Origin of the sequence: Methylocapsa palsarum, from assembly GCF_900114285.1 — a bacterium.
GTDB lineage: Bacteria > Pseudomonadota > Alphaproteobacteria > Rhizobiales > Beijerinckiaceae > Methylocapsa > Methylocapsa palsarum.
The window spans coordinates 18,314-44,044 of the sequence record NZ_FOSN01000001.1 but is presented as its reverse complement, the minus strand read 5'-3'; the positions used below and the strand labels follow the sequence as shown (position 1 = coordinate 44,044).

Genomic DNA, 25,731 nt, shown 5'->3' with positions numbered 1-25,731 from the left:
CGATCACCATGCCCTCATTGAGGCGGGATCTAACCCCAACACGAACACTAAGACGAACTGCATGACGAGCGCGATCAGTTTACGCCAGCCGGAAGATGCCGAAAGGCCTGGCCTTGTCGATCTCTGGGAGGCGAGCTGGCGGGAAGCGATGCCGCAGATCGATTTCGCCGCGCGGCGGGATTGGTTCGTCGCGCATGTCCGGGCGCTGGAAGCGGCGGGCGCCGTCACGACCTGCGCGTTCGACGCCTCCGGCGCCATGCTGGGGTTCCTGTCGATCGATCCGCAGACCGGCTATCTCGACCAGATCGCCCTCGCCCCGGACGCCAAAGGCGGACCGGCGGCGAAGCTGCTCCTTGCGGAGGCCCGGCGGCTCTCTCCGGCCAAAATCGAGCTGGAGGTCAATCAGGACAACCCGCGCGCGATGCGGTTTTACGAACGTGAAGGATTCAGGCCCATCGCCGAGGGGGCCAATCCGAGGTCGGGCCTGAAAACATGGCGCTTGCGGTGGACCGGCCATGATCGAGACGAGATTTAGGACGCTGGGGCGACGGTTTCGAATTGAAGCTTGGCGAGCCGGGCGTAGAGGCCGTCCTGCGCCACGAGCGTCGAATGCGCGCCTTCCTCGACGAGATGACCATTTTCCAGGACCAGAATCCGGTCGGCGTTAAGGACCGTCGCCAGACGATGCGCGATGACGAGGGTGGTGCGTTCGGACATCACCTTTTCGAGCGCGGTCTGAACCAGAACTTCGTTTTCGGAATCGAGCGCGGACGTCGCCTCGTCGAGCAACAGGACCGGAGCTTCCTCCAATATCGCCCGGGCGATGGCGATGCGCTGGCGCTGGCCGCCCGACAGCGTCACGCCGCGTTCTCCGGCGAGGGTCGCGTAGCCCTCCGGCAAGGCGCTGATGAAATCATCGGCCGCGGCGCGCCGCGCCGCGTGGCGCACCTCTTCGTCGCTCGCGTCCGGTTTTCCGTAACGGATATTGTCCGCGATCGAGGCGCCGAAGATCACCGGATCCTGCGGAACGCTCTTGATCTCCTTGCGGAGCGCCGCCGGATCGACGGTTTTGATGTCGACGCCGTCGAGATAAATGGCGCCCGAGGTCGGGTCATAGAATCGCGACAGCAGCTGAAACAAGGTCGTCTTGCCGGCTCCCGAGGGTCCGACAATGGCGACGGTCTCGCCGGCCGCGATCTTGAACGAGAGATCGCGCAGGGCGACGCCGTCGGGCCGGGTCGGATAGGCGAAAGTGACGCCCTCGAATTTGATGTCGCCGCGGGCCGGAGACGGGAGGCGCGCGGCCGGAACCGGCGCGACGATGGCCGGGCGCACGCGAAGCAGGTCGCCGATCCGGCCGGCGGCGCCGGCGGCGGACGAGATTTCGCCCCAGACCTGGCTCAGTTCGCCAAGGGAGGTCGCGCCGAGGAGGGCGTAAAGCACGAATTGCGACAAAAGGCCGCCGGTCATGCGGTCGGCGAGAACGTCGTGCGCGCCCATCCAGAGCACGCCGACGACGCTGGTGAAAACCAGAAAGATAGCCACGGTCGAGAGGCCCGCCCGCGCCGCCGCCGCATTGCGCGCCGCTTCATACGCGCCCTCGACCGCCGCGCTGAAGCGCTGGCTCGTCGCCGGTTCGGCCCCATAGGCCTGCATGACCCTGATCGCGCCGAGGTTCTCGCCGGCATAGGCGCTGGCCCTGGCGAGCGCGTCCTGCGCCGAGCGCGATCTTTTGCGCACCGCCCGCCCGGACGCGAAGAGAGGCAGCACCATAACGGGAATGACGATCAGCACGATGGCGGAGAGTTTGGGGCTGGTGTAGACCATCAGCGCCATTGCGCCGACGAAGAGAAAAAAGTTGCGCAGCGCCAGCGCGGAAGTGGCGCTCAGCGTCGATTTCATCTGCGTCGTGTCCGCCGTCAGCCGCGAGAGAAGCTCTCCGGTCTGCGCGCTGTCGTAGAAGGCTGCGTCGAGGCCGCAGAGGTGCTTGAAGACCGCGGATCTCAGATCGGCGACGAATCGCTCCCCCAGCGTCGTCGTAAAGTAATATCTCGCTCCAGAGGCGAGAGCGAGGACGGCGGCGACGCCGACGAGCGCGAAGAAATAACTGTTGATCAGTCCCGCGCTGTCGGCGGAAAAGCCAAAATCGATCATCCGCCGGATGGCGAGCGGCACGGCGAGAGTCGCGCCCGAGGCGATGGTGACGGCGAGGACGGCGCCCGCGATTCGCTCCTTATAACGGAGCAAGTAGGGCAGCAGCGGCAGCAGCATCCGCGGCGACGGCTTGATGGCGGCGGCCGGATCGGCGGGAGACGTGACAGGTGTGGACATCGCTTGATTTCTATCAACATCTTGCGGTTGTAATGAAAAACTTCCCGGCGGCGATCCGGCGCTCCAGATCCGGCGACGACGAGAGCCTCTTAACACTATTGCAGGGAATTGGGGCGGCCGCCGTCCGGCAAGGTTGCTGACGATATAACATAAGTGTTATCTCCGTCGCGCCAATGATTGAACTAAACGGGTTGCGGGTTTTTGAGCGCGGGGTGCGGCGGCGTGGCGGGCGAGAAGGTTCTGGTCACTGGAGCCTCGGGCTTTGTGGGATCTGCTGTGGCGCTCGCCCTAGTGAGGTCCGGCTATAACGTCCGGGCCTTGCTGCGTCAAACCAGCGCGCGGACCAATCTGGAGGGTCTCGATCTCGAACTCGTCGAAGGCGATATGCGCGATCCGGAGGCGGTCGCGCGGGCGATGTCGGGGGTCAGGATTCTGTTCCACGTCGCCGCGGATTACCGGCTCTGGGCGCGCGAGCCCGGCGAGATCATGGCGACAAACCTCGACGGCACGCGCACCCTCATGCAGGCGGCCCTGGCCGAGCGCGTCGAACGCGTGATCTACACCAGCAGCGTCGCGACCATCGCCTGCTCGTCCAATGGCCATCCCGCCGACGAGACGACCCCGCTCGCGCGCTCGCTCGCCATCGGCGAATACAAGCAAAGCAAGATCGCCGCCGAAGAGATCGTCAAGACCATGATCGCGCGCGATTCCCTTCCGGCGATCATCGTGCATCCTTCGACGCCGATCGGACCGCGCGATCAAAAGCCGACGCCGACCGGACGGATCATTGTCGAGGCGGCCCGCGGCAACGTGCCCGGCTTCGTCGACACCGGGCTCAATCTGGTGCATGTGGACGACGTGGCGCTTGGCCATCTCGCCGCGCTCAATCGGGGAATCCCTGGCCAGCAATACATCCTCGGCGGACAGGACGTGCCGCTGTCCGGCCTGCTGTGCGACATCGCCCGTCTTTGCGGCCGGCCGGCGCCTTGGCTGCGGTTTCCGCGTCCGCTGGTCTATCCTCTGGCCTACGCGGCCGAGGCGATGGCGAGGTTCACGCGGCGTGAGCCCTTTGTGACCGTCGACGGATTGCGCATGTCGAAACATCGAATGTTTTTCAGTTCCGCGAAGGCGGAGCGCGACCTTGGATATAAGGCGAGGCCCTATCTGGAAGGCCTGAACGAGGCCTTGATCTGGTTTCGCGAACACGGACACGTGCGATGAGCGAGGCCTTGACGATCGAACCCTCAAAGACCCATCGCGACGAGAATTTTCCGGTCGCCTCGGTGCTGATCGCGGAAGAATTCCGCGCGCCGATATTGGCGTATTATCGGTTCGCGCGCGGCGCCGACGACGTTGTCGACAATCGTTCGCTCTCCCCCGAGGAAAAGCTCGCCGGTCTCGACGCCTTTGAAGCGACCCTGCTCGGCGACAGCGAGGCTACGGAGGCGGCAAAACCGCTTCGCTCGATCATCGCGCAAACGAAACTGTCGCCGCGGCACGCCCTCGATCTGTTGCGCGCCTTCCGCCTCGACGCCGTCAAGTCCCGCTACGCCAGCTTCGCCGAACTCATGGACTATTGCGCCTATTCGGCGGCGCCGGTCGGCCGGTTCGTGCTCGACGTCCACGGCGAAAGCGAAGCGACGTGGCCCGCCTCTGACGCGCTCTGCTCAGCGCTGCAGATCATCAACCATATGCAGGATTGCGGCGCCGATTACCGCACTCTCGACCGGGTCTACATTCCGCAGGACCTTCTCGCCGCGCATGGCGCCTCCGTCGAGGATCTGCGGGCTCCAAGGGCGGCCCCGGGGCTGCGCGCCGCCCTGCGCGAGCTCGCCGGCAAGACGGCCTCGTTGATCGACGCCGGCGCCGCGTTGCCTCCGGAGGTCCGCAATTTCCGGCTTTGTCTCGAAACCGCGATGATCCTTCAACTGGCGCGCAAATTGAATTCCTTTCTCCTCGTCCGCGATCCCTTGTGTGAAACCGTGCATCTCTCCAAGCCCGGCTTTCTCGCCACGTCCGTCCTCGGCGCCTCGCTTGGCCTTCGCGCCTATGTGCGAAAATCCGCGCCGCTCCCCAGTCCGCGCGCAGGTGACGCATGAGCGAGGGCGCTCTCAACATCGACGAGCAGAACGCCGCCGCCGCCTCGCGCGGCAGCTCGTTCTACGCGCCGATGCGGATCCTGCCGCGTCCGCGCCGCGAGGCGATGTTCGAAATCTATTCCTTCTGCCGCGCGGTCGACGATATCGCCGACGAAGGCGGCTCGCGCGAGGCCCGAACGCGAGCGCTTGATCAATGGCGCGCCAGTCTCGACGCCCTTTACGCGAGATCGGCGCCGCCGGGATTGCGCGGCCTCGCGGAGGCGATCCGCCTGTTTGATCTGCAGAAGGAGGATTTTCTCGCTGTGATCGACGGGATGCAGATGGATGTCGACGCCGATATCAGGGCGCCTGACGCCGCGACGCTTGATCTTTATTGCGACCGGGTGGCGAGCGCGGTCGGGCGTCTCAGCGTGCGGGTTTTCGGCATCCCTCCAGAGGAGCGCCAGGGGCTCGCGCATCATCTCGGCCGCGCCTTTCAGCTCACCAATATTTTGCGCGACATCGACGAGGACGCCGCGATCGGCCGGCTCTATCTGCCGCGAGAGGCTTTGCAGGCGGCCGGGATTTCGCCTGATGCGCCCCCCGCCGCGCTCGCCGCGGTTGCGCTCGATCGCGCCTGCGCGCCGCTGGTCGCGAGCGCGCGAACCCATTTCGACGAGGCTCGCAAAATCATGTCGAGATGCGCCCGGGAAAGCCTGCGCGCTCCGAAAATCATGGCTGAGGTCTACGAATCGATCCTCGAGCGTTTGATCAGGCGCGGGTTCGCCCCGCCGCGCGAAAGGGTCCGGACCCCGCGCCATCGGGTCATTCTCGCGGTCCTTCGCCACGGACTGTTCTGATGGCGAGACCTGTCGTTCACATCGCTGGAGCTGGTCTTGCCGGCTTGGCGGCGGCGGTGAAGCTCGCCGGGCGCGGCTCGGTCTTCGACATCGTGATCTACGACGCCGCCCGGCAGGCCGGAGGGCGTTGCCGGTCTTATTTTGACTCCTCTCTCGGCATGGTCATCGACAACGGCAATCATCTGCTCCTGTCGGGCAATCTCGCCGCCCGTCGCTACCTCGACGCCATCGGCGCAAGCGATGCTCTCAGCGCGCCTGCGCGCGCCGAATTCTCGTTTCTCGACCTCGAGACAAACGAGCGGTGGCGGGTGCGGCCGAACGATGGCCCGCTACCGTGGTGGATCTTCTTCAGGAACCGCCGCGCTCCGCATACGAACTGGCGCGATTATCTCACGCTCGCGCGCCTGCTCGTCCCTGGCGCGGATCGGCCGATCAAACAAGCGATGCCGTGCCAGGGCGGGCTTTACGAACGGCTTTGGCGGCCGTTTCTGCTGGCCGCCCTCAACACCGAGCCAAGCGAAGGCTCGACCCGCCTCGCCGGCGCCGTCGTGCGCGAGACTTTGGCCAAAGGCGGGCGCGCCTGCCGCCCGATGTTCGCGGCGCGAGGCCTTTCAGCCGCCTTCGTCGAGCCAGCGCTACTTTATTTGAAGATGAGGGGGGCGGATATCCGGCTCGATCACCGTTTGCGCGCGGTGTCGTTTTCGGCCGGGCGGGCGTCAGGCCTCGATTTCGGCGACGCGACAGCGACGCTTGGCCCGGCGGATCATCTGATCCTCGCCGTTCCGCCGCAGATCGCGCAGGATCTTCTTCCCGGCACCGGCGCGCCGCAGACCTCGCGGGCGATCGTCAACGCGCATTTCAAGATCGCGCCGCCCGCGGATTTTCCCGCCATTCTCGGCGTCGTCAACGGGCTGACCGAGTGGATTTTCAGCTTTCCTGACCGGATTTCCGTCACGATCAGCGGCGCCGACCGACTGCTTGAGGCCCCGCGCGAAAAACTGGCGGCCGACATCTGGTCCGAAATTCAGCGCGCGACGGGGCTTGGCGCGGCTTTGCCGCCCTGGCAGATCATCAAGGAGAAGAGGGCGACCTTCGCGGCGACGCCGGAAGAAAACGCACGCCGTCCTGGCGCGAAGACTGCTTATAACAATCTCGCGCTGGCCGGAGACTGGACCGCGACCGGCCTGCCCGCGACCATTGAAGGAGCGATCCGGTCCGGCAATTGCGCAGCTGAGCTGATCATTAACCGGGCTTGACTAGATTCAGGCGAAACGGAGCAATGGAGCGGAAAGGAGAAAAGGTGACTGACGGACTTGCTCTCGATGAGACCTGCATGCATTCAAAGCCTCTGACCGGTGCGTCGCCTCGCGTGGTCGCCGACGAGATTGCGCCTTCGATCGCGCGCGCGCAGGAGGCGCTTCTCGCCGCTCAGCGTCCGGACGGGCACTTTGTCTTCGAACTTGAGGCCGACGTCTCGATTCCGGCCGAATACATTCTCTTTCGCCATTTTCTCGGCGATCCGGCGCCGGACGAGCTTGAAGCGAAAGTCGCGGTCTACCTTCGCCGCCGTCAGGCGAGGCACGGCGGCTGGCCGCTCTTCACCGACGGCGCCTTCAACATCAGCAGCAGCGTCAAAGCCTATTTCGCGCTGAAGATCATCGGCGATTCGCCCGATGCGCCGCATATGCGCCGGGCGCGCGACGCGATTCTGGCGCATGGCGGCGCGGCGGCGACCAATGTCTTCACCCGCTCGCTGCTCGCGCTTTACGGCGCCGTGCCCTGGACCGCGGTTCCCGTGACGCCAGTCGAGATCATGCATCTGCCGCGCTGGTTCCCGTTCCATATCACCAAGATTTCCTATTGGGGCCGCACCGTTCTCGTTCCGCTGACGGTCGTGCACGCCTTGAAGCCGAAGGCGCGAAATCCTCGCCTGACCTCCATTGAGGAGCTTTTCGTCGCGCCAGCGGACACGGTCAGGCGCTGGCCGGGCACGCCTCACCCGCGCTTTCCCTGGACGCAGATTTTCGCGGGGATCGACGGTGTTTTACGCTGGGCGGAGCCGTATTTTCCGGATTCGCTGCGCCAGAGCGCGATCGAGAAAGCGGTGGCTTTCGTCAGGGAGCGATTGAACGGCGAGGATGGCCTCGGCGCGATCTATCCGGCGATGGCCTATTCGGCGTTAATGCTGGACTCTCTTGGCTACCCGCGTTCGGGTCCGGAGATCACCCGGATCGTCGCCGCCATTGACAAGCTCGTCGTCGTCAAGGAGGACGAGGCCTATTGCCAGCCCTGCGTCTCCCCTGTCTGGGACAGCGCGCTTGCCGCGCTTGCGCTGATGGAAAGCGGCGGCGCGAATCTTGCGCCTCGCGTCGGCGCCGCCGTCGACTGGCTCGAACCTCTCCAGGTCACGGATGTCGTCGGTGATTGGGCGGCGCAGAAACCTGATGTTCGTCCGGGCGGATGGGCCTTCCAATACGCCAATCCCCATTATCCCGATCTCGACGACACCGCCGTCGTCGTCATGGCCATGCAGCGCTCGGTCCTGCAGACGGCGGCTCCAAAGCGGACGTCGCCGAACGGGGCGGACGCCGATTACGCAGCGGCGATTTCGCGCGCGCGCGAATGGATCGAAGGTCTGCAAAGCGCCAACGGCGGCTTCGGCGCCTTCGACGCCGACAATGACCGCGAATATCTCAACGCCATCCCGTTCGCCGATCACGGCGCGCTTCTCGATCCGCCGACCGCAGATGTCACGGCCCGCTGCATCTCAATGCTCGGCCAGCTTGGCGAGCGGCCGGCCGGCAATCCGAACCTCGCTCGCGCGATCGATTATCTCATCAAAGTCCAGGAGAAGGACGGCAGCTGGTTCGGCCGCTGGGGCATGAATTACATCTACGGAACATGGTCGGCGCTCTGCGCTCTCAACGCCATCGATTTCGACCCGAACAGCGCGCCGGTCCAAAAGGCCGTCGCCTGGCTGAAACAGATTCAGAATGCCGACGGCGGCTGGGGCGAAGGCGGCGAGAGCTACGAGTTGGACTATTGCGGCTACCGGCCGGCGCCGAGCACGTCGTCGCAGACGGCCTGGGCGTTGCTCGGGCTGATGGCCGCCGGTATGGTCGACGATCCATCGGTCTCAAGGGGCGTGCGCTACCTTGCGCTGACGCAGTCGGAAGACGGATTTTGGTCAGAGGAGCGCTTCACCGCGACCGGTTTCCCGCGCGTCTTTTACCTGCGCTATCATGGATATTCCAAGTATTTCCCTCTCTGGGCGATGGCGCGATACCGCAATCTCGCGTCGGGCAACCGGCGCACGACGGCCTTCGGGATGTAACCGTGTCCGATCAGCGCGGTTTGGTCGTCGCGGTCACCGGCCTCAAGTCTGAAGCAGGACTCGCCGCGGGGCCGGGGGTGCTCGCCCTTGCGGGCGGAGGCGACGGCGCAGCTCTCCATCGCGACATCAAGGCCGCCGCCCTGGCGGGCGCCCGCGCGGTCATAAGCTTCGGCGTCGCCGGCGGCCTCGCCCCCGATCTCGCGCCGGGCGCGGTGCTCGTCTCGCGTTCGATTGTGACCGAGAGCGGCGAGCGGTTTTTGACGCATCCGCTCTGGACGCGCCGGATTTCGGCGGCGCTTGGCGGCGCGCGGATCGCCGATTTTGCGGGCGTCGATTCGCCCGTCGCCGACGCCGACGGGAAGCGCGCCCTTTATCTTGGCGCCGGCGCGCATGCGGTCGATATGGAATCGCATATCGCGGCCCGCGCCGCATCCGCCCATAATTTGCCGTTCGCAGCGGTGAGGGTGATCGCCGACCCTGCAGGGCGCGGCCTTCCGCATGCGGCGATTGTCGCCATGAAGCCGGGCGGAGGCCTAGCCCTCGATGCGCTGGCTTTATCGCTCCTGCGCGATCCGCGCCAGATTCCGCATCTCATCCAGACGGCGATCGACGCCCGCGCGGCGTTCCGCGGCCTATTCCGCAGCCGAAAGGCGCTCGCCGGAGCTTTCGGCTTCGACGATCTCGGCGAGTTTGTTCTCGACGTGCCGGGAGAAGACGAATTCGGCGGGCCGCTGCCCCTCTAGCGGAATGTCCGGGGTCATTTCGCCTTGCGTGCGGATGCCGTTGAGAGCGACGCCAAGGGCATGCAGCGGGTTTTTGAAAGCGTCCTCGACGGCCGTCGCTTCGAACCCGCAATGAACCATGCAGTCGGCGCATTTCTCGTAATTGCCGGTGCCGTAGGAGTCCCAATTGGTCTCGTCCATCAGCTCCCTGAACGTCGCGGCGTAGCCCTCGCCGAGCAGATAGCAGGGCCGCTGCCAGCCGAACACGGTCCTTGTGGGGTTGCCCCACGGCGTGCACTGATAGGTCCGGTTGCCCGCCAGGAAGTCGAGGAAGAGCTTAGACTGGAAGAACGGCCAGGCCCTGCCTTTGTCGCCGCGCGAGAAAATGTCGCGGAAAAGCGTCTTGGTTTTCTCGCGATTGAGAAAATGCTGCTGGTCTGGCGCGCGTTCGTAGGCGTAGCCGGGAGAAACAGTGATGCCTTCGATGCCGAGCGCCGAGACGGTGTCGAAGAACGCCGCGACCCGTTGGGCGTCGGCATTGTTGAACAGCGTGCAATTGATCGTGACGCGGAACCCCTTCCGCTTGGCCAGCATCAGGGCCGAAAGGGCGCGGTCGTAGACGCCGGTCTGGCAGACCGATTGGTCGTGCATGCCCTTGTCGCCGTCGAGATGGATCGACCAGTTGAAATAGCGGTTCGGCTTGTAGCGGTCGATGTGCTTCTCGAGCAGCAGCGCGTTCGTGCAAACCGTCACGAACTTCCGCCGGGCGATGGCGCCCTCGACGATCTGCGGCAGATCCTTGTGCAAAAGGGGTTCGCCGCCGGCGATGACCACGACCGGCGCCCCGCACTCGTCGATCGCGTCGAGACAGTCCGCGAGCGGCAGGCGCTGATTGAGGATCTTGTCGGGATAGTCAATCTTGCCGCATCCGGCGCAGGCGAGATTGCAGCGGAACAAGGGTTCGAGCATGAGAACGAGCGGAAACTTTTTTCGTCCGCTCAAACGCTGGCGCACCACATAGGCGCCGATCTGCGCCATTTGCAAAAAAGGGATTCCCATGCAGGCTTCACTCCGGGCGTCTGATCCAGATCAAGGAAGGTCAGCCGCCTGTTCAGGGATATTCCACGGGCGGGCGAAGAGTCTGACCAGTTAGAGCGCTTTCCGGCCGAATGTGATCATTCGGTCGATCAGAAATCGTTCCAGATTCAAAAACTTGAGCATATTCTTGTCGATTGGAATGAGTCCACCCAATCGGACTATGCTCTAGTTGAAATCTCACCGCGGCGCAACACCAGCGCGGGCGGAGCGGAAACCTGCGCCTTGGCGCCGGTTTATTGGCGAGGTCTGGCTGCTTCAAACTCCCGTCATTTCCGAGGGAAGCTTGAATTCGATCTTCTCCTCGACGCCGGGCAGGGCGGCGACCTCGACCGGCCCAAGGGCGCGCAGTGCTTCGATCACTTCGTCGACCAGGATTTCCGGCGCCGAGGCGCCGGCGGTCAGCCCGACGGATTGCGCCGAGCGCAATGTTTCAAGGTCGAGTTCCGACTTGTCGGCGATGAGGTATGTCGGCACCCCGGCGTCGAGGCCGATTTCGCGCAGGCGGTTGGAATTCGAACTGTTTCTGGCGCCGACGACCAAAATCACATCGACGACGCGGGTCAGTTCAAGGACGGCGCTCTGGCGATTTTGCGTCGCGTAGCAGATGTCCTTCGTCTCGGGTCCCACAATGTTCGAGAATTTACGGTTCAGGGCGGCGATGAGGCCTTTCGTGTCGTCCACGCTCAAGGTTGTCTGCGAGACATAGGCGAGCGGCGCGTCGGCGGGCAGATCGAGCGCCTCCACGTCCGCGGCGCTCTGGACAAGGAAAACCGGGCCGGGGATCCGGCCCAGGGTGCCTTCGATCTCCGGGTGTCCTGCATGGCCGATGAGGACGACGCGGCGTCCTTGCTGCGCGTAACGTTCGCCTTGATGGTGAACTTTCGCCACGAGGGGGCAGGTCGCGTCGAGCACCGGCAAGCCGAGCGTGGCGGCTTTCTCCTCGACGGCGCGGGACACGCCATGCGCGCTGAAGATCGTGCGCGCGCCCAGGGGGATTTCATCGAGGCTTTCGACGAATCGCGCGCCCTTCGCCCTCAGCCTGTCGACCACATGGCCGTTGTGAACGATTTCGTGCCTGACATAAACCGGAGCGCCGTATTTTTCGAGAGCCTGCTCTACGATTTCGATCGCCCGGACAACACCGGCGCAGAAACCGCGGGGCTGAGCCAAGATTACTTTCATGAAATTTGCCTAGCTTTAAATCGGACTCGCCCTTACAAGCAGCCCAGAACTTGATTTAAAAAACGTTGTCAGCCTTGACCGGCGGGTTTCCGGTTGTCAAACCGGCGATGCATCAAGCGCCGCCGCGATCTTCAGAACAGCGGAGCTGCAAACCGGCGATAACGTTCCCCGCAACTGTTCGAGCCGCGTCTTCCTTTTGACCGAGACCGAGCCGGACTTTTTCGATTGGCCATGGCACCGCATGAATTCAGCCCAGGACCATCAAGATCAGCTGGCTCCGGACAACAATCCGGAACCCATCGCGAGGGTGATCGTCGCGATCGTGTCGGTCTGCCGGCGCTACAAATGGATCGTGCTTGCACTGACGGTTCTGGTGACCGTTCTGTCCGGGAAATACGCGGCGACTCATTTTAACATCAACACGAACACCAACGAGTTCATTTCGCCCAAATTGCAGTGGCGGAAAAATCTTACGGCGCTGGATCAGGCGTTTCCTCAGCGCGCGGACACGATCATCGTCGTGATCGACGGCGCGACGCCGGAGGTCGCGGAATCCGCCGCCCAGCGGCTGACGGACAAGTTGAAAGCGCGTCCGGACCTCTACGAATCCGTGACCCGGCCTGACGGCGGACCCTTTTTCAACCAGAACGGCCTCCTGTTCCTGCCCACGCCGGAATTGCAGCGGACGATGCAGGAGACTGTCCACGGCCAGCCGTTCCTCGTCGCGCTCAACGCCGACCCCAGTCTGAGGGGCATGGCGGACGCCTTTTCGTTCATCAACAAGGGCGTCAAGGCCAAAGCCGGCACCCTCGACGATTTCGACCGGCCCATGGTCGCGCTCAGCGATGCGCTCGACAGCGTTCTCGCCGGGAAGCCGACGTTCTTTTCCTGGCGCTCCTTATTTTCCGAAACTCCGCCCGACCGGCGTGAGCTGCGCCGCTTCATCCAGGTCAAACCGAAGCTCGATTACGCCGCGTTGAAGCCGGGGGAAGTGCCGTCGGACTTCATCAGGGCGAGCGCCCGGGAGCTCGGGATCTCGCCCGCGACGGGCGTGACCGTGAGGCTGACCGGCCTCGTGCCCATGGCCGATGACGAATTCTCGACCCTTGAAAAGGGCGCGGGGCTGAACGCGGCGCTGACCGCCCTGATCGTGATCTTTATCATCTGGATGGCGCTGAAATCGGCGCGCATCGTCCTTGCGGTCGTCTTGAGCGTGGTCGTCGGCCTCGCGCTCACGGCGGCGGCCGGCCTCTGGATGGTCGGCGCGCTCAATCTGATCTCGGTCGCCTTTGCGGTTCTTTTCGTCGGGATCGGGGTCGATTTTGGCATTCAGTTCAGCGTCCGCTACCGCGCCGAACGCTTCAAGGAGCCCGATTTCAACAAGGCCATCGTTCAGGCGGCGGCGAAATCCGGCCGCCCCCTGGCGCTCGCCGCCGCCGCGACGGCGGCCGGGTTCTACTCGTTTCTCCCAACCGATTATCGCGGCGTTTCCGAACTCGGCCTGATTGCGGGAACCGGCATGTTCATCGCGTTTTTCGCGGCGATCACCGTGCTCCCCGCCTTGCTCGCGGTGATGCGCCCTCCGGCCGAGGAAGAGCCGGTCGGCTATAAATTCCTTGCGCCGGTCGACGATTTCATGGCGAGGCACCGTTACGCCATCGTGATCAGCACGCTTGCCGTGGCTTTGGCGGGAACCCCGCTGCTGCGCCATCTTCATTTCGATTTCAATCCGCTGAATCTGCGCAGCGACAAGGTCGAATCCGTCTCCACCTTGCTCGATCTGATGAAAGATCCCTCGACCGACACCAGCACGATCGAGGTGCTCGCGGCTTCGGTCGCCGATGTCGCGCCGATGTCCGCAAGGCTGCAGAAACTGCCCGAGGTCGCGCGGGTGACCAGCATCCTGACCTTCATTCCGGACGACCAGGACGCCAAGCTCGCGATCATCCGCCACGCCGCCTCGGTTCTGGCTCCAGTGTTCGATCTGCGCCGCTCGAAGCCAACGCCCAGCGACGCCGAGGATGTCGCGGGCCTCAACCGCGCCGCCGACGCTTTCGCGGCGACAGCCGGGACCGCCAGCGGCAAGGGCGCCGACGACGCCAGGCGGCTCGCCGCGCTGCTGCGCAAGCTGGCGGCTGGAACCCCCCAGCTGCGCGACGAGGCGCGCGCCGCGTTCCTGCCGCCGCTGCGCACGATGATCGACCAGTTGAAAACGTCGCTCACGGCGCAGAAAATCACGCTGGCCTCGATTCCTCCCGACCTCGCTCGCGACTGGGTTTCAGCCGACGGGCGCGCCCGGATCTCGGTCTCGCCCAAGGGAGACCCGAACGACAACGCGGTCCTGCTGCAATTCAGCAAAGCCGTGCAGGCGATCGACCCAAGGGCGAGCGGCGAACCAATCGCCGTTCAGGAATCCGGAAAGACTGTCGTGCGCGCCTTCATCGAGGCCGGAGTTTGGGCGCTGCTCTCGATCAGCATTCTCCTGTTCATCGTGCTACGGCGGGTGTCGGACGTTCTGTTGACGCTGGTGCCGCTGCTGCTCGCCGGCGTCGTCACGCTCGAAATTACCGTTCTGATCGGTCTGCCGCTCAATTTCGCGAATATTATCGCCCTACCGCTGCTTCTCGGGTTGGGAGTCGCCTTCAAAATCTATTTCGTGATGGCGTGGCGTGCGGGGACCACAAACCTGCTTCAATCGAGCCTCACCCGCGCGGTGTTTTTCAGCGCATTGACCACCGCGACGGCGTTCGGCAGCCTCTGGCTCTCGAATCATCCTGGAACGTCGAGCATGGGCAAGCTGCTGGCCCTCTCGCTGGTCTGCACGCTCGCCGCCGCGATTTTGTTCCAGCCGGCGCTGATGGGGCCGCCAAGGAAGGTGAACCCGTCCGGCGAGGGCGCGTAGAGGCCTCTGCCCGTCAGGCGCATCCGCCGAGAGTCCTATTTCGCAAACAGCAGGGAGCGGTCGGCGAACGCCTTGAATTCGAGGGCGTTGCCCGCCGGGTCGAGAAAGAACATCGTCGCCTGTTCTCCCGGCTGGCCCTTGAAGCGGAGATAGGGCTCGATGATGAATTCGACGCCCGCCGCGGTCAGGCGGTCCGCCAGCGCCCGCCACTGATCCATATCCAGGACGACGCCGAAATGGGGCACCGGCACGTCGTGGCCGTCGACGCGGTTGCGATGCAGATCTGATCGCGGATTAAGGTCTGATGGAGAATGAGACGGCGCCTTGTAGTGGGCGACGATCTGATGACCGTACAGATTGAAATCGATCCAGCTTTCGGCGCTGCGGCCCTCGGCGCAACCAAGCACCGAGCCGTAAAACTTCCGGGCCGCCGCGAGGTCGTCGACGGGAAAGGCGATGTGGAAGGGCGGCGGATTTGTCATGTGGGCTGGCCCTGTGGCGGCGCCGGCGTCGCGTATCCGTGGAGGAACCCGGCGACCGCGCTTTCGACGAGGCGCTCGATCTCGGCAGGCTCGGGCGGCTCTCTTAGACCGAGCAGGCGCTGCAGCCGGATGGTGCCGGTCAGCATATCGAGAAAATGATCGGCGGCGGCGGCGCAGTCCAGCATCTGCAGCAGGCCGCGCTCTTTCCGCCCTTCGAAAAATTCGGTGAGAAAGGCTCGGCTCCGGCCCGGGCCCAATTTCCAGTACTGCCGCGCGAGGTCAGGAAAACGCGGCGCTTCCGCCACGATGAGCCGGTTGAGGGCGATGCATTTCGGCCCGGTCACAATGGCGAGGTATCTTGCGCCCACCTCGCGGAGGAGTTCGTCGGGCGCGCGGGCGAATTCCTTCGGGGTCAGGCCGCGAAAGATCGTCTCGCAGGTGTCGGTGACAATGGCTTCAAAGAGTCCCTGCTTGCCGCCGAACAGGGCGTACAGCGTCTGCCGCGACCCGCCGGAGCGCGCAATGACGTCGTCGAGGGTCGTCTCGGCGTAGCCTTTTTCCTGAAAAACCTCCCCGGCCGCCGTCAGGAACGCTTCACGCCGGGCCTTGAGGCGCTGGCTTTCGGGCTTCGCTTGAGCGGCGGCGAGGTCAGTGGAACTCATCGTTCACAACCAGTTGAAATCAGTGTCACGCCCTTGATATGTACTGTACAATACAATACGTCAAGGACGGTCTCCAGGAGGTCTTCGATGGGCCGGGAGGTCTCGGGGATGGGCCGGGAGGTCTTCAATGGGCATTGTCGCCTTCGCGCTGCGGTTCCGCCACACATTTTATGTGATGGCGGTGGTGATGCTGTTTCTTGGCGTGAGCGCGATCCTTGCGATGCCGCGCGACATTTTCCCTAATATCAATATCCCCGTCGTGTCCGTGATCTGGCAGTACACGGGCCTGACCCCCGAGGAGATGGAACAGCGGGTCACGACCTACAGTGAATATTCGATCAGCTCCAACGTCAACGACATCCGGAACATCGAAAGCCAGACGCTGGCCGGCGTCGCGGTCGAAAAGATCTATTTCCAGCCGAACGTCAATCTGGATCTGGCGATCACGCAGGTCGTCTCGGCCTCCAACTCGATCCGCGCCCTAATGCCGACCGGCATTCAGCCTCCGGTGATCGTTCAGTACAACGCCTCGTCCGTGCCGGTGCTCCAGCTCAGCCTGAGTTCAGATCAGCTGAACGAGCAGCAGCTTTACGACTACGGCATCTATCAGATGCGCCAGGCGCTGGCCCCCATCCCCGGCATCACCCTGCCGACTCCATACGGCGGCAAGTATCGTCAGATCATGGTCGATATCGACCCCGACGCGCTGAAGGCGCGCGGCCTTTCCCCCAACGATATCGTCAATGCGGTGAACGCCCAAAGCCTGACCTTGCCGTCGGGCGACGCGAAGATGGGCGACAAGCAGTTTATCGTGAAGGTCAACAACATGGCGCCCTCGATCGAGGCGCTGAACCGATTGCCGATCCGCCAGGCCAAGGGCGCGACGATCTACCTCTCCGACGTCGCCCATGTGCGCGACGGCTGGGCCGTGCAGCAAAATATCGTTCGCGCCGAAGGCAAGCGTTCGGTGCTGCTGACGATCATCAAGAACGGCAACGCCTCGACGCTCGACGTGGTCAATCGCGTGAAGGCGGCGATGCCCGAAATTCAAAGAGCGGCCCCGCCGGGCATGGACATCAAGTTGCTGTTCGACCAGTCCGTCTTCGTGCAGGACGCCATCAGCGGCGTGCTTCACGAAGGCGCCATCGCGGCGGGTCTGACCGCGCTCATGATCCTGATCTTCCTCGGCTCCTGGCGGTCCACGATTGTCGTCATGGTTTCGATCCCGCTCTCGATCCTGACCTCGATCGCGGTGTTTGGGGCGCTGGGTCAGACGATCAACACCATGACTCTTGGCGGTCTAGCGCTCGCCGTCGGCATTCTCGTCGACGACAGCACGGTCACGATCGAAAACACGCATCGTCTGTTGGAGGAGCATAAGCCGTTCGATACGGCGGTGCTCGAAGGAGCGGCAGGCATCGCGGTGCCGACGCTCATCTCGACCCTGGCGATCTGCTGCGTTTTCGTTTCGGTGTTTTTCCTCAAGGGGGCGGCGCGCTACCTGTTTACGCCACTCGCGATGTCGGTCGTGTTCGCGATGCTTGCGTCCTATATCATTTCACGCACGCTCACGCCGATCATGATCGGGCTCCTCTTGCGCAAGGAACACGAGCAGGGGCCGGGCAAGGGCGGGCGGCTGTCGCGTTTCCACGCCGCGTTCAACGCCCGCTTCAACCAGTTTCGCGAGTTTTACGGCTGGCTGCTCGCCGCCATTCTGCGCCGCCGCATCATCACCCCGGTCGTGGCCGCGACCGTCGTCGCGTCGGCCGGCGTCCTTTCCCTTTTCGTCGGCTCCGACTTTTTTCCAACGGTCGACGCCGGCCTCATCCAGTTGCATGTCCGCGCCCTGGCGCGCACCCGGATCGAACGCACGGAGTCCATTTTCCAGGCGATCGAGGACAATATCCGCGCCGAGATACCCGCGAGCGACCTCAAGCTTGTTCTCGACAACATCGGGTTGCCGCAGCGCACCTACAACCTCGCCTTCACCGACGGCAGCGCGATCGGCGTCAACGACGGCGTCATTCAGATCGAGCTCGCCGAAGGGCATGCGCCTACCGCGGAAATCATCAAAAAGCTGCGCGCCGAGCTGCCGCTCGCCTTTCCGGATGTCCTGTTCTATTTCCAGCCCGCCGATCTCGTCACGCAGGTGCTCAATTTTGGCGTGCCGACGCAAATCGACGTCCAGGTGCAGGGCCGCGATCGTGAGGGGAACAAGGAGATCGCCCGGCAATTGCAGCAAAAGATCGCTGATGTTCCCGGCGTCGTCGACGCCCACGTCCAGCAGGAGCTCGACGCGCCGGAGATGTTTTATTCGATCGACCGCACGCGCGCCCAGGAGCTTGGATTGAATATGCAGGCCGCGGCCAACAATCTCAACATCAGCTTGACGTCGTCCGAACAGGTCTCGCCAAACTTCTGGACCGATCCGAGGAACGGCATACCGTACTTCTTCACGGTGCAGACGCCTGAATACAAGATCTCCAACAAGAACGAGCTCGACAATACCCCGCTCGCGAGCAGCCTCGACGTCAACGGGACGCCGATTCCGACCATGCTCGGCAGCATCGCGACGGCGAAAAGAATCGGCGTCCAATCCGTTTTCAATCAATCCAACATCCAGAGCGTCTACGATGTTTACGCCAGCGTTCAGAGCATCGATCTCGGGACCGCCGATTCTGCGATCAAGAAGATCGTGAGCGAGATTGAGCCGCAGCTGAAACCGGGAAACCAGATCGTGATCCGCGGCCAGATCGACAGCATGCACGCGGCCTTCGCTGATCTACGGCTCGGGCTTCTGTTCGCGGCCGTCTTCGTCTACCTGCTGATGGTCGTCAATTACCAAAGCTTCCTCGATCCGCTCGCCGTCATCCTGGCGCTGCCGGGAGCCGGGGCTGGCATCATCCTGACGTTGTTCGTCACCGGCACGACCTTGAGCGTTCCAAGCCTGATGGGCGCGATCATGGCGGTCGGCGTCGCCTCGGCGAATTCGATTTTGCTCGTCACCTTCGCGCGCGACCAGCGCCAGGCCGGAATGAGTGCGTTCGACGCCGCGCTCTCGGCGGGAACCACCCGGCTCAGGCCGGTTCTCATGACGGCGGCGGCGATGATCGTCGGCATGATTCCGATGGCGATCGGCGGCGCGGGCGAAGAACAGAACGCCGTGCTGGCCCGTGCGGTCATCGGCGGCGTCGCCGCGGGCACTCTGACGACGCTGCTGTTCGTTCCCTACCTTTATTCGGTGATCGGACAATTCGAGCGGCCCTCCGAACGGCGGGACGCGTCTGCGCACGGGATCTCCCCCGAAGGAGTTTTACCATGAACGCCGAGCCGCGGAATCGGCCGCCCCTTCAAAGGGAGCAGCTTGCGCCAGATCAAGGCTCGCGCCGGAAGACAGCGCGCGCGATCGCGGTGAGCGCGGTGTTGGTTCTAGCGATGCTGGCCGGGTTCGGCGCCTGGAGCCAGGCCCAAAGGAAAGCCGACGCCATCGCCGTGCTCGAGGCGCGCAGGAACGCGATTCCGACGGTCCGCACCATGATCGCGGCCGAGGACGCCAATCCGCGCAAGATCACGTTGCCAGGCAATATGGCGCCATTCGAAGTCGCGACTCTCTACGCGCGCGCCACGGGATATATCGCGGTCCGTAACGTCGACATCGGCAGCAAGGTGCGCAAGGGCGATGTGTTGGCCGTGATCGCCGCGCCCGATCTCGACCAACAGCTCGCGCAGGCGAAGGCGCAACTCGTCCAATTCGAAGCGGCGGTCCAGCAGGCCCAGGCCAACGCCGATCTGAGCCACGTCACAAATCAAAGGACGACAAACCTCGTTTCGAAGGGCTGGTCGAGTGAGCAGCAGGGCGACCAGGACCGCCTGACGCTCGCCGCGCGAGTGGCCGCGCTCGGGGTCGCGCGCGCGAACGTCACCGCTCAGCAGGCGGCCGTCAACCGGCTGGCGCAGCTGACCGGTTTTGAACAGATCACCGCTCCGTTCGACGGCGTCGTCACCACAAGGTTCATCGATGTCGGCAGTCTCGTCGCGGCCGATGCGAACACAGGGACGGCTTTGTTCACGCTGGCGCGAACGGATCTCTTGCGCATCCAGGTTTATGTGCCGCAGTCCGCCTATTTCGGGATCAAGGACGGCGATCGCGCCACGGTCACGGTTCCCGAGTTGCCGGACCGGGTGTTCGATGGCGAGGTGTCGCGCAATGCGCAGGCCCTCGCCGCCGGCAGCAGGACGCTGCTCGCCGAGGTCGACGTCGGCAACACGAGCGGCGCGCTGGCGGCCGGACTCTATTGCATCGTACACCTCGATATCGCGCGGTCGGGACCGGTCATCGACATTCCGTCGCAGGCGGTGATTTTCAACAAGGACGGCCTTGCCGCGGCCACCGTGGTGGACGGCAAGGTCGAGCTTCGCAAACTCGTTCTTGAAGCCGACAACGGCGCCGACGTCGAAGTGCGCGGCGGTTTGCGCCCTGGCGAGCAGGTGATTCTCAGCCCGCCCGCGAATATCGTCGAGGGCATGCGGGTCAACACCATCGAAGCGTCCGAGGCCGTCGCGAAGAAGTGAGGGGTTCATCCTGCTTCCAGCTCGTCGCCGGCGCCCATGTTGGCGGAACATGGCGTCAAGCCTGCGGCTTGAAGCCTGCGACGCGAGGGCGCGCCTGATAAGCCGCGTTTATCACCCCATCCATCTAAACGAATGGACGGTGACTTCCCCCTGACTATGAAGGTGACCTCCAGCCGAACTCACGGGTTCCGCGTCCGCCCGGATCGCCGGAGGCCGCGGGCGCGGCCCCTCGGCTTAAAGGGAAGGAAACCTGAAATGGCGAAAATTGTATGCGTGCTTTACGACGATCCGGTTGACGGCTATCCGAAAACCTACGCCCGCGATGATGTCGCCCAGCCTAAAATCTATGCGGACGGACAGACTCTTCCCACACCCAAGGCGATTGACTTCAAGCCCGGCGCTCTACTCGGCAGTGTCTCCGGCGAATTGGGGCTTCGCAAGTTCCTGGAGTCGAACGGGCATACGCTGGTGGTGACGTCCAGCAAAGACGGAGCCGACAGCGTGCTCGACCGCGAGCTTCACGACGCCGATATAGTGATATCGCAGCCCTTTTGGCCGGCCTATATGACGAAGGAGCGCATCGCGAAGGCTCCCAACCTCAAGCTTATTCTGACGGCGGGCATCGGCTCGGATCATACGGATTTACAGGCGGCCATCGACCGGAACATCACGGTCGCGGAAGTCACTTTTTGCAACAGCATCAGCGTCGCCGAGCATGTAGTGATGATGATCCTGTCTCTTGTCCGCAACTACATCCCATCGTATCAATGGGTCGTGAAGGGCGGCTGGAACATTGCCGATTGCGTCGCCCGCTCCTATGATCTTGAAGCGATGCAGGTGGGCACAGTGGCCGCCGGGCGCATCGGCCTTGCAGTGCTGCGGCGGCTGAAGCCGTTTGATGTCGGCCTGCATTATTTCGACCGCCACCGTCTGCCGGAATCGGTTGAAAAAGAGCTGAATCTGACTTTTCATCCCAATGTCGAGAGTCTCGTCAAGGCCGTCGACGTCGTGACCATCAATTGCCCGCTGCATCCCGAAACCGAACATTTGTTCAACGATGCGATGCTGTCCAAGATGAAGCGCGGCTCCTATATCGTAAACACCGCCCGCGGCAAGATCTGCGACCGCGACGCCATCGTGCGCGCGCTCGAAAGCGGGCGACTCGCCGGATACGCGGGCGATGTCTGGTTTCCGCAGCCGGCGCCCGCAGATCATCCCTGGAGAACCATGCCGCATCATGGCATGACGCCGCATATTTCCGGCACCAGTCTGACGGCGCAGACGCGTTACGCCGCGGGCGTTCGCGAGATTCTCGAATGCTTTTTCGAGAACCGTCCGATCCGGGACGAATATCTCGTCGTCAATGGCGGCAAACTCGCAGGCGTCGGCGCGCATTCCTATAGCGAAGGCGACGCGACGGGCGGATCGGAAGAGGCCGCGCGCTTCAAAAAGCAGTCGGCATAGCTTTCGGATCGCAACTTTGAGCCGACGCCCTCAAGCGGCGCCGGCTTCAATATTTTGGCGCCGGACCGATAACGGCGCCATCGCAAGGATATTGGCTTTGCATGGGAGCGAGGGATGACGCGCGAGCAGTTGACCGAGAAACTTCTCGACATCAAACGGGAAAAGGGCTGGACCTGGGCGCACATCGCGCGGGAAATCGGCGGCATGTCCGAAATTCCGATCGTCGGCGCCTTGCTGGGACAGGGTAAGCTCGTCAAGCCGCTGGCGCGTAAGGCGGCCAAGCTGTTTGGACTGACCGAGACCGAGGAGCGAATGTTGAATGAGACGCCGTATCGGGGCGCGTCCATGCCGCCGACGGACCCGTTGATCTACAGGTTCTACGAGCTCGTGATGGTGAATGGGCCGGCTTTAAAAGCCATCATCGAGGAAGAATTTGGCGATGGCATCATGTCGGCGATAGACTTCGATATGAACATCGATCGGCTGGCGAATTCCAGGGGGGATCGGGTGAGAATCGTCATGTCGGGAAAATTCCTTCCTTACAAGTATTATGGAGCCGCGGAAGGAATTCCAGATTACGGATTTAAGGAAGATTGAAGCTGCGACATCAGCCCCCGCGTGCGTGACAAGGTTCGGACCGGCGCGTAACTCCTGGGCGAGGACGGCAAACAGGGTCTGCGGGGTCCAGCATGTTCATTCGACAATTGGAATATCTGGTGACGCTGGCGCGGGAACGGCATTTCGCGCGCGCGGCGGAGGCCTGCTGCGTTTCACAACCTGCATTGTCCGCGGCGATCCGGCATCTTGAGGAGGAATTGGGGGTCTCGATCGTCGAGAGAGGGCAAAGATTTCTTGGTTTCACCGAGGACGGCGAGCGCATCTTGGGCTGGGCGCGTCAAGCCCTTGCGGCTTGGGACGGTCTCAAGCAGGAAGCCTCAATATCGCGAACAAGGCTCACGGGGACCCTGCGCCTCGGCGCAATTCCGACGACGATGCCAATTGTCTCACTGCTCACGGGACCATACTGGGCGGAATATCCCGATCTGCATCAAATGGTGCAATCCTTGAGCAATGAGGACATTGTCCGGCGGCTGGATAATTTTGAACTTGATATCGGCGTTACTTATCTTGAAGAGCAAAATCTGACTCGCTTCCGGGTTCTGCCGCTCTATCGGGAACGTTACGTGCTGCTTGCGCGCGACGCAACGCTGCTCGACAAGAGCCAATCCGACGATGGCAAGACGATAACCTGGCGGGAAGCGGCGAGATTGCCGCTCTGCCTTCTCACCCGGAATATGCAGAACCGGCGCATCATCGACGCTGCGTTTCGCAAGGCCGGGGCGCATCCACGAGTTGTTGTGGAAACTGATTCGGTCTTCGCGCTTTATTCCAATGTGAGATGCGCCGAAATGTTCAGCATCTTGCCGCACAGCCTGCTCTCTCTGTTCGAGATGCGCGAGGAGCTGACGGCGATTGCGCTGACCCCTGAATTGAATCGCGCGATCGGTCTCCTTGCTCTCGACAATGACCCCGTGTCGCCCATTGTGTCCGCGATCTGGGCGGTCACTCAGAGGCTGAACCTCGGCGCTAAATTTGACTTCCTCGCCGAGGCCGATCTGCAAACGAGCGATCCCCTCCTCGCACAAAGGTTTTCATAAGCTCCAACATCGCGGATCGCCTCACTGCGGCTGGCGTTTTTCGAGATCGAGCACGAGCATGCGGATCTGCGCGTCCGCCGGGAACAGCGCCGCAAGCTCGCGCGCATGGGCGAGCGCGCCCGCAAGATCGCCCGTTTCGCGCGAGATGGAGATGAGCGCCAGCAGAATGTCGCGATTGGCTGGATGACGCTTATGGGCTTGTTCCAGCAGGTTGAGCGCTTGCCCATGCGCGCCCGTTGAATTGATCGCGATCGCGTAAACATAGGCGTAGCGCGCCTCGCCCGGCGCAAGCTCGCTCGCTTCGCGCAGCAACGGCAACGCTTCGGCGTAGTTCTTCTGCCGCACCAAAGCGAGGCCAAGGGAATGTTTAATATCGGCGTTTGACGGTTCGATCGCCATCGCCTTGCGCAACAGGTTCGCGCCTTGCCCGTTCATCCCGCGCATACGGTCGAGATCGGCGAGGTTGACGAGCGCCGGGACAAAGTTCGGATCGAGCCGCAACGCCGTCTGATATTGCGCGTCGGCCTCATCGCCTCGGCGCAGTTTGGTTTCGAGAAGGCCAAGGTTCAGATGAGCTTCGGGCCGTTCGGCGTCGATCATTTCGGCGGCGAACAGTTCGGCGTAGGCGGCCGCGAACGCATTGCGTTGCTCCGGCGTCATTGCCTGCTGGTCCGCGCCCGCGAGGGCCCGCGCCGCCTCGATCCGCACCGCGCGGACAGGGTCGCCGAGCAACGGCGCCATAGCCTCGATCATCGCGGCGGAAGGCGAGACGGCGAGCGCGCGGGGCGCGGCGGCGCGCACGAGCGGGCTCGGGTCCGCCAGCGATGATTTGATCGCCGCGTCCGATTGCGGGCTGAGGTAAGCCGGCAGAAGGGCAAGGGCCGCGGCCCGCGCGATGTCAGGCTGGGCGGCGTCCGTTATAAGCTGATCGAGCTGACGCTCGGCGTCAGCGGCGCCGGCGCGGCCGGCATGCAGCGCGAGGCCGAAATGGCCTCTCGTCTGCCGTCCGCCGGGAAACCAGTTCGCGACCGTCTGCGACGCCCATTCGGGGCTTTTGCCGGCATGGCAGGAATTGCAGGCGTTGGGAGAGCCGATCGACAAGGTCAGGTCCGGACGCGGAACGCGCAGACTGTGATCCCGCCGGTCGTCGACGACCATGTAGGTCTTGGCGGGCATATGGCAGTTGACGCATTGCGCGCCTTCGCCGCCTTGCGTGTGGTGGTGATGCGAGGCGGCGTCGAATTTCGCGGGGAGATGGCATTGCGCGCAAAGCCCGTTGCCTTGCGCGCGTAGCGCGAGGCTATGCGGTTCGTGGCAATTGGAGCAGACGACGCCCGCGCGATGCATCCGGCTTTGAATGAAGGAGCCATATTCGAACGCCTCGCCGTCGATCTGTCCGTCCGGATGGTAGAGGCCTGACTCAAGAAGGGCGGGAAGATACGAGTCGAGAAACGGCCCACCGATGGGACCTTCGGCGATGACTTTCCGGCGCGAATGGCACGGCGCGCAGATATCGAGTTCGCGCGATCGGGGGGACGCCGCGCGCTCGGCGATTCCGGTGTCCTTGTTCATGCGCCAGAGGCCTTCCCCGGCTGGAGCCCGCGAAGTCGTGAGGCCCATGTCTGCGTTGGCGTGATCGGCGCGGGGAGCGGATCGGTCATCCTTGCTTTCAGGTTTTCGCGCCGCCGCCCAGGCGATATGGCTCGATCCCGGTCCGTGGCAGGCCTCGCAGGAAACGTTTAGGTCAGTCCAGGTCGTCGCATAAGCGTCCGCGGCGAGGTTGTAATTTTTCCGCAGGTTGGTGGAATGGCAGGCCGCGCATTGATAGTTCCAGGTCTGGTCGCGTCCGGTCCAGTGCAGTGGGTCGCCCGGGTGAATCGTCTCAGACGGATAAAGAGAAAACCAGCGTTGGCCGCCCTTGTCCCTCGGGCGGCTGTCCCAGGCGGCGCCAAACGCCTGATAGCGTCCGCCCGGAAACGCGATCAGATATTGCTGCAAGGGAAAAACGCCGAACGTGTAGGCGACTTTGTAATCATGCGCCACGCCGTCAGGTCCGTCCGCGCGCAACATGAAGGCGTCGCCCGCGCGGCTGAAGCTGGTTGTCGCACCGTCATGGACGAGCGTGGCGTTGGCGAAATCACCCTCGACATTGGCGGGCGTCGCCTCCTGCATCGCTTTCGCATGGTGCGAAGACGCCCACACCTGCGTCTGATCCGCGTGGCACCCCGCGCAGGCCTTGCCGCCAACGAAGGAGGCGCTTTCGGATTTGACGCCGTCCCCGGCGAATGACGGCGTCAACAATATGAGCCAGCAGAACAAGGAGGCGAGCCAGGACGAGATCAACATCAATTTCTGTTCCAGCGCGCCGGTTTCACAGCGAGGCTCA

General features: G+C 63.5%; 19 protein-coding genes. 13 read left to right on the top strand and 6 right to left on the bottom strand.

What is annotated here, in order from left to right; translation table 11 throughout:
* The first annotated feature begins 61 nt into the window (after positions 1-61).
* The gene (locus BM177_RS00170; RefSeq protein WP_091675648.1) at positions 62-535 is read left to right on the top strand and encodes a GNAT family N-acetyltransferase; all 474 of its coding nucleotides are present in this window, start codon (positions 62-64) and stop codon (positions 533-535) included.
* On the opposite strand, the gene BM177_RS00165 is transcribed toward BM177_RS00170, so the two are convergent.
* Positions 532-2,331 (bottom strand): ABC transporter transmembrane domain-containing protein, encoded by a 1,800-nt coding sequence (locus BM177_RS00165; RefSeq protein WP_091675644.1) that lies wholly within the window; start codon positions 2,329-2,331, stop codon positions 532-534. The two genes, BM177_RS00170 and BM177_RS00165, sit on opposite strands and share 4 nt — an antisense overlap.
* Positions 2,332-2,532: 201 nt before the next feature.
* Here BM177_RS00165 and hpnA point away from each other — a divergent pair, with 201 nt between their 5' ends.
* From hpnA to BM177_RS00135, 6 genes are all read left to right on the top strand, one after another.
* Positions 2,533-3,552 (top strand): hopanoid-associated sugar epimerase, encoded by a 1,020-nt coding sequence (hpnA, locus tag BM177_RS00160; protein ID WP_244532007.1) that lies wholly within the window; start codon positions 2,533-2,535, stop codon positions 3,550-3,552.
* A complete protein-coding gene (gene hpnC / locus BM177_RS00155) occupies positions 3,549-4,430 on the top strand; it encodes a squalene synthase HpnC (protein ID WP_091675636.1) in 882 nt (293 codons plus the stop codon). Before hpnA ends, hpnC begins: the two co-directional genes overlap by 4 nt.
* Positions 4,427-5,269: a presqualene diphosphate synthase HpnD gene (gene hpnD / locus BM177_RS00150; protein WP_091675630.1), complete on the top strand. Its 843-nt coding sequence runs from the start codon at positions 4,427-4,429 to the stop codon at positions 5,267-5,269. Before hpnC ends, hpnD begins: the two co-directional genes overlap by 4 nt.
* Complete coding sequence (hpnE, locus tag BM177_RS00145) at positions 5,269-6,525, top strand: hydroxysqualene dehydroxylase HpnE (protein WP_091675627.1); 1,257 nt, start codon at positions 5,269-5,271, stop codon at positions 6,523-6,525. Before hpnD ends, hpnE begins: the two co-directional genes overlap by 1 nt.
* A 77-nt stretch (positions 6,526-6,602) precedes the next feature.
* Positions 6,603-8,603, top strand: a complete 2,001-nt coding sequence (gene shc / locus BM177_RS00140; RefSeq protein ID WP_091677238.1) for a squalene--hopene cyclase — start codon at positions 6,603-6,605, stop codon at positions 8,601-8,603.
* 2 nt (positions 8,604-8,605) lie between these two features.
* A complete protein-coding gene (locus tag BM177_RS00135; protein WP_244532006.1) occupies positions 8,606-9,346 on the top strand; it encodes a phosphorylase family protein in 741 nt (246 codons plus the stop codon).
* Here the strand turns inward: BM177_RS00135 and hpnH are convergent.
* Entirely contained in the window at positions 9,236-10,384 is a 1,149-nt protein-coding gene (gene hpnH / locus BM177_RS00130; protein WP_091675624.1) for an adenosyl-hopene transferase HpnH, read from the bottom strand. The genes BM177_RS00135 and hpnH overlap by 111 nt on opposite strands.
* Before the next feature lie 294 nt (positions 10,385-10,678).
* A complete protein-coding gene (gene ispH, locus BM177_RS00125) occupies positions 10,679-11,605 on the bottom strand; it encodes a 4-hydroxy-3-methylbut-2-enyl diphosphate reductase (RefSeq protein ID WP_091675621.1) in 927 nt (308 codons plus the stop codon).
* Positions 11,606-11,846: 241 nt separating this feature from the next.
* Between ispH and hpnN the strand changes: the two genes are divergently transcribed.
* The gene (gene hpnN, locus BM177_RS00120; protein ID WP_091675616.1) at positions 11,847-14,507 is read left to right on the top strand and encodes a hopanoid transporter HpnN; all 2,661 of its coding nucleotides are present in this window, start codon (positions 11,847-11,849) and stop codon (positions 14,505-14,507) included.
* A gap of 35 nt (positions 14,508-14,542) precedes the next feature.
* Here the strand turns inward: hpnN and BM177_RS00115 are convergent, their stop codons facing one another.
* Entirely contained in the window at positions 14,543-14,989 is a 447-nt protein-coding gene (locus tag BM177_RS00115) for a VOC family protein (protein WP_091675612.1), read from the bottom strand.
* Positions 14,986-15,651: a TetR/AcrR family transcriptional regulator gene (locus BM177_RS00110; protein WP_091675609.1), complete on the bottom strand. Its 666-nt coding sequence runs from the start codon at positions 15,649-15,651 to the stop codon at positions 14,986-14,988. Before BM177_RS00110 ends, BM177_RS00115 begins: the two co-directional genes overlap by 4 nt.
* A 127-nt stretch (positions 15,652-15,778) precedes the next feature.
* Between BM177_RS00110 and BM177_RS00105 the strand changes: the two genes are divergently transcribed.
* The 5 genes from BM177_RS00105 to BM177_RS00085 all read left to right on the top strand — a co-directional run bounded on the left by BM177_RS00105 (position 15,779) and on the right by BM177_RS00085 (position 23,345).
* Positions 15,779-18,973, top strand: coding sequence for an efflux RND transporter permease subunit (locus BM177_RS00105; protein ID WP_091675604.1), 3,195 nt, complete (start codon positions 15,779-15,781; stop codon positions 18,971-18,973).
* Positions 18,970-20,223 carry an efflux RND transporter periplasmic adaptor subunit gene (locus BM177_RS00100; RefSeq protein WP_091675601.1) on the top strand — a complete coding sequence of 418 codons (1,254 nt, stop codon included), beginning with the start codon at positions 18,970-18,972 and terminating at the stop codon, positions 20,221-20,223. Before BM177_RS00105 ends, BM177_RS00100 begins: the two co-directional genes overlap by 4 nt.
* Before the next feature lie 255 nt (positions 20,224-20,478).
* Positions 20,479-21,687 (top strand): NAD-dependent formate dehydrogenase, encoded by a 1,209-nt coding sequence (locus BM177_RS00095; RefSeq protein ID WP_091675598.1) that lies wholly within the window; start codon positions 20,479-20,481, stop codon positions 21,685-21,687.
* A gap of 114 nt (positions 21,688-21,801) precedes the next feature.
* Positions 21,802-22,284, top strand: coding sequence for a cyanase (cynS, locus tag BM177_RS00090; protein WP_091675593.1), 483 nt, complete (start codon positions 21,802-21,804; stop codon positions 22,282-22,284).
* A gap of 92 nt (positions 22,285-22,376) precedes the next feature.
* Positions 22,377-23,345, top strand: a complete 969-nt coding sequence (locus BM177_RS00085) for a LysR family transcriptional regulator (RefSeq protein ID WP_091675590.1) — start codon at positions 22,377-22,379, stop codon at positions 23,343-23,345.
* 21 nt (positions 23,346-23,366) lie between these two features.
* On the opposite strand, the gene BM177_RS00080 is transcribed toward BM177_RS00085, so the two are convergent.
* Positions 23,367-25,691: a tetratricopeptide repeat protein gene (locus BM177_RS00080; RefSeq protein WP_091675587.1), complete on the bottom strand. Its 2,325-nt coding sequence runs from the start codon at positions 25,689-25,691 to the stop codon at positions 23,367-23,369.
* Between the last annotated feature and the right edge of the window lie 40 nt (positions 25,692-25,731).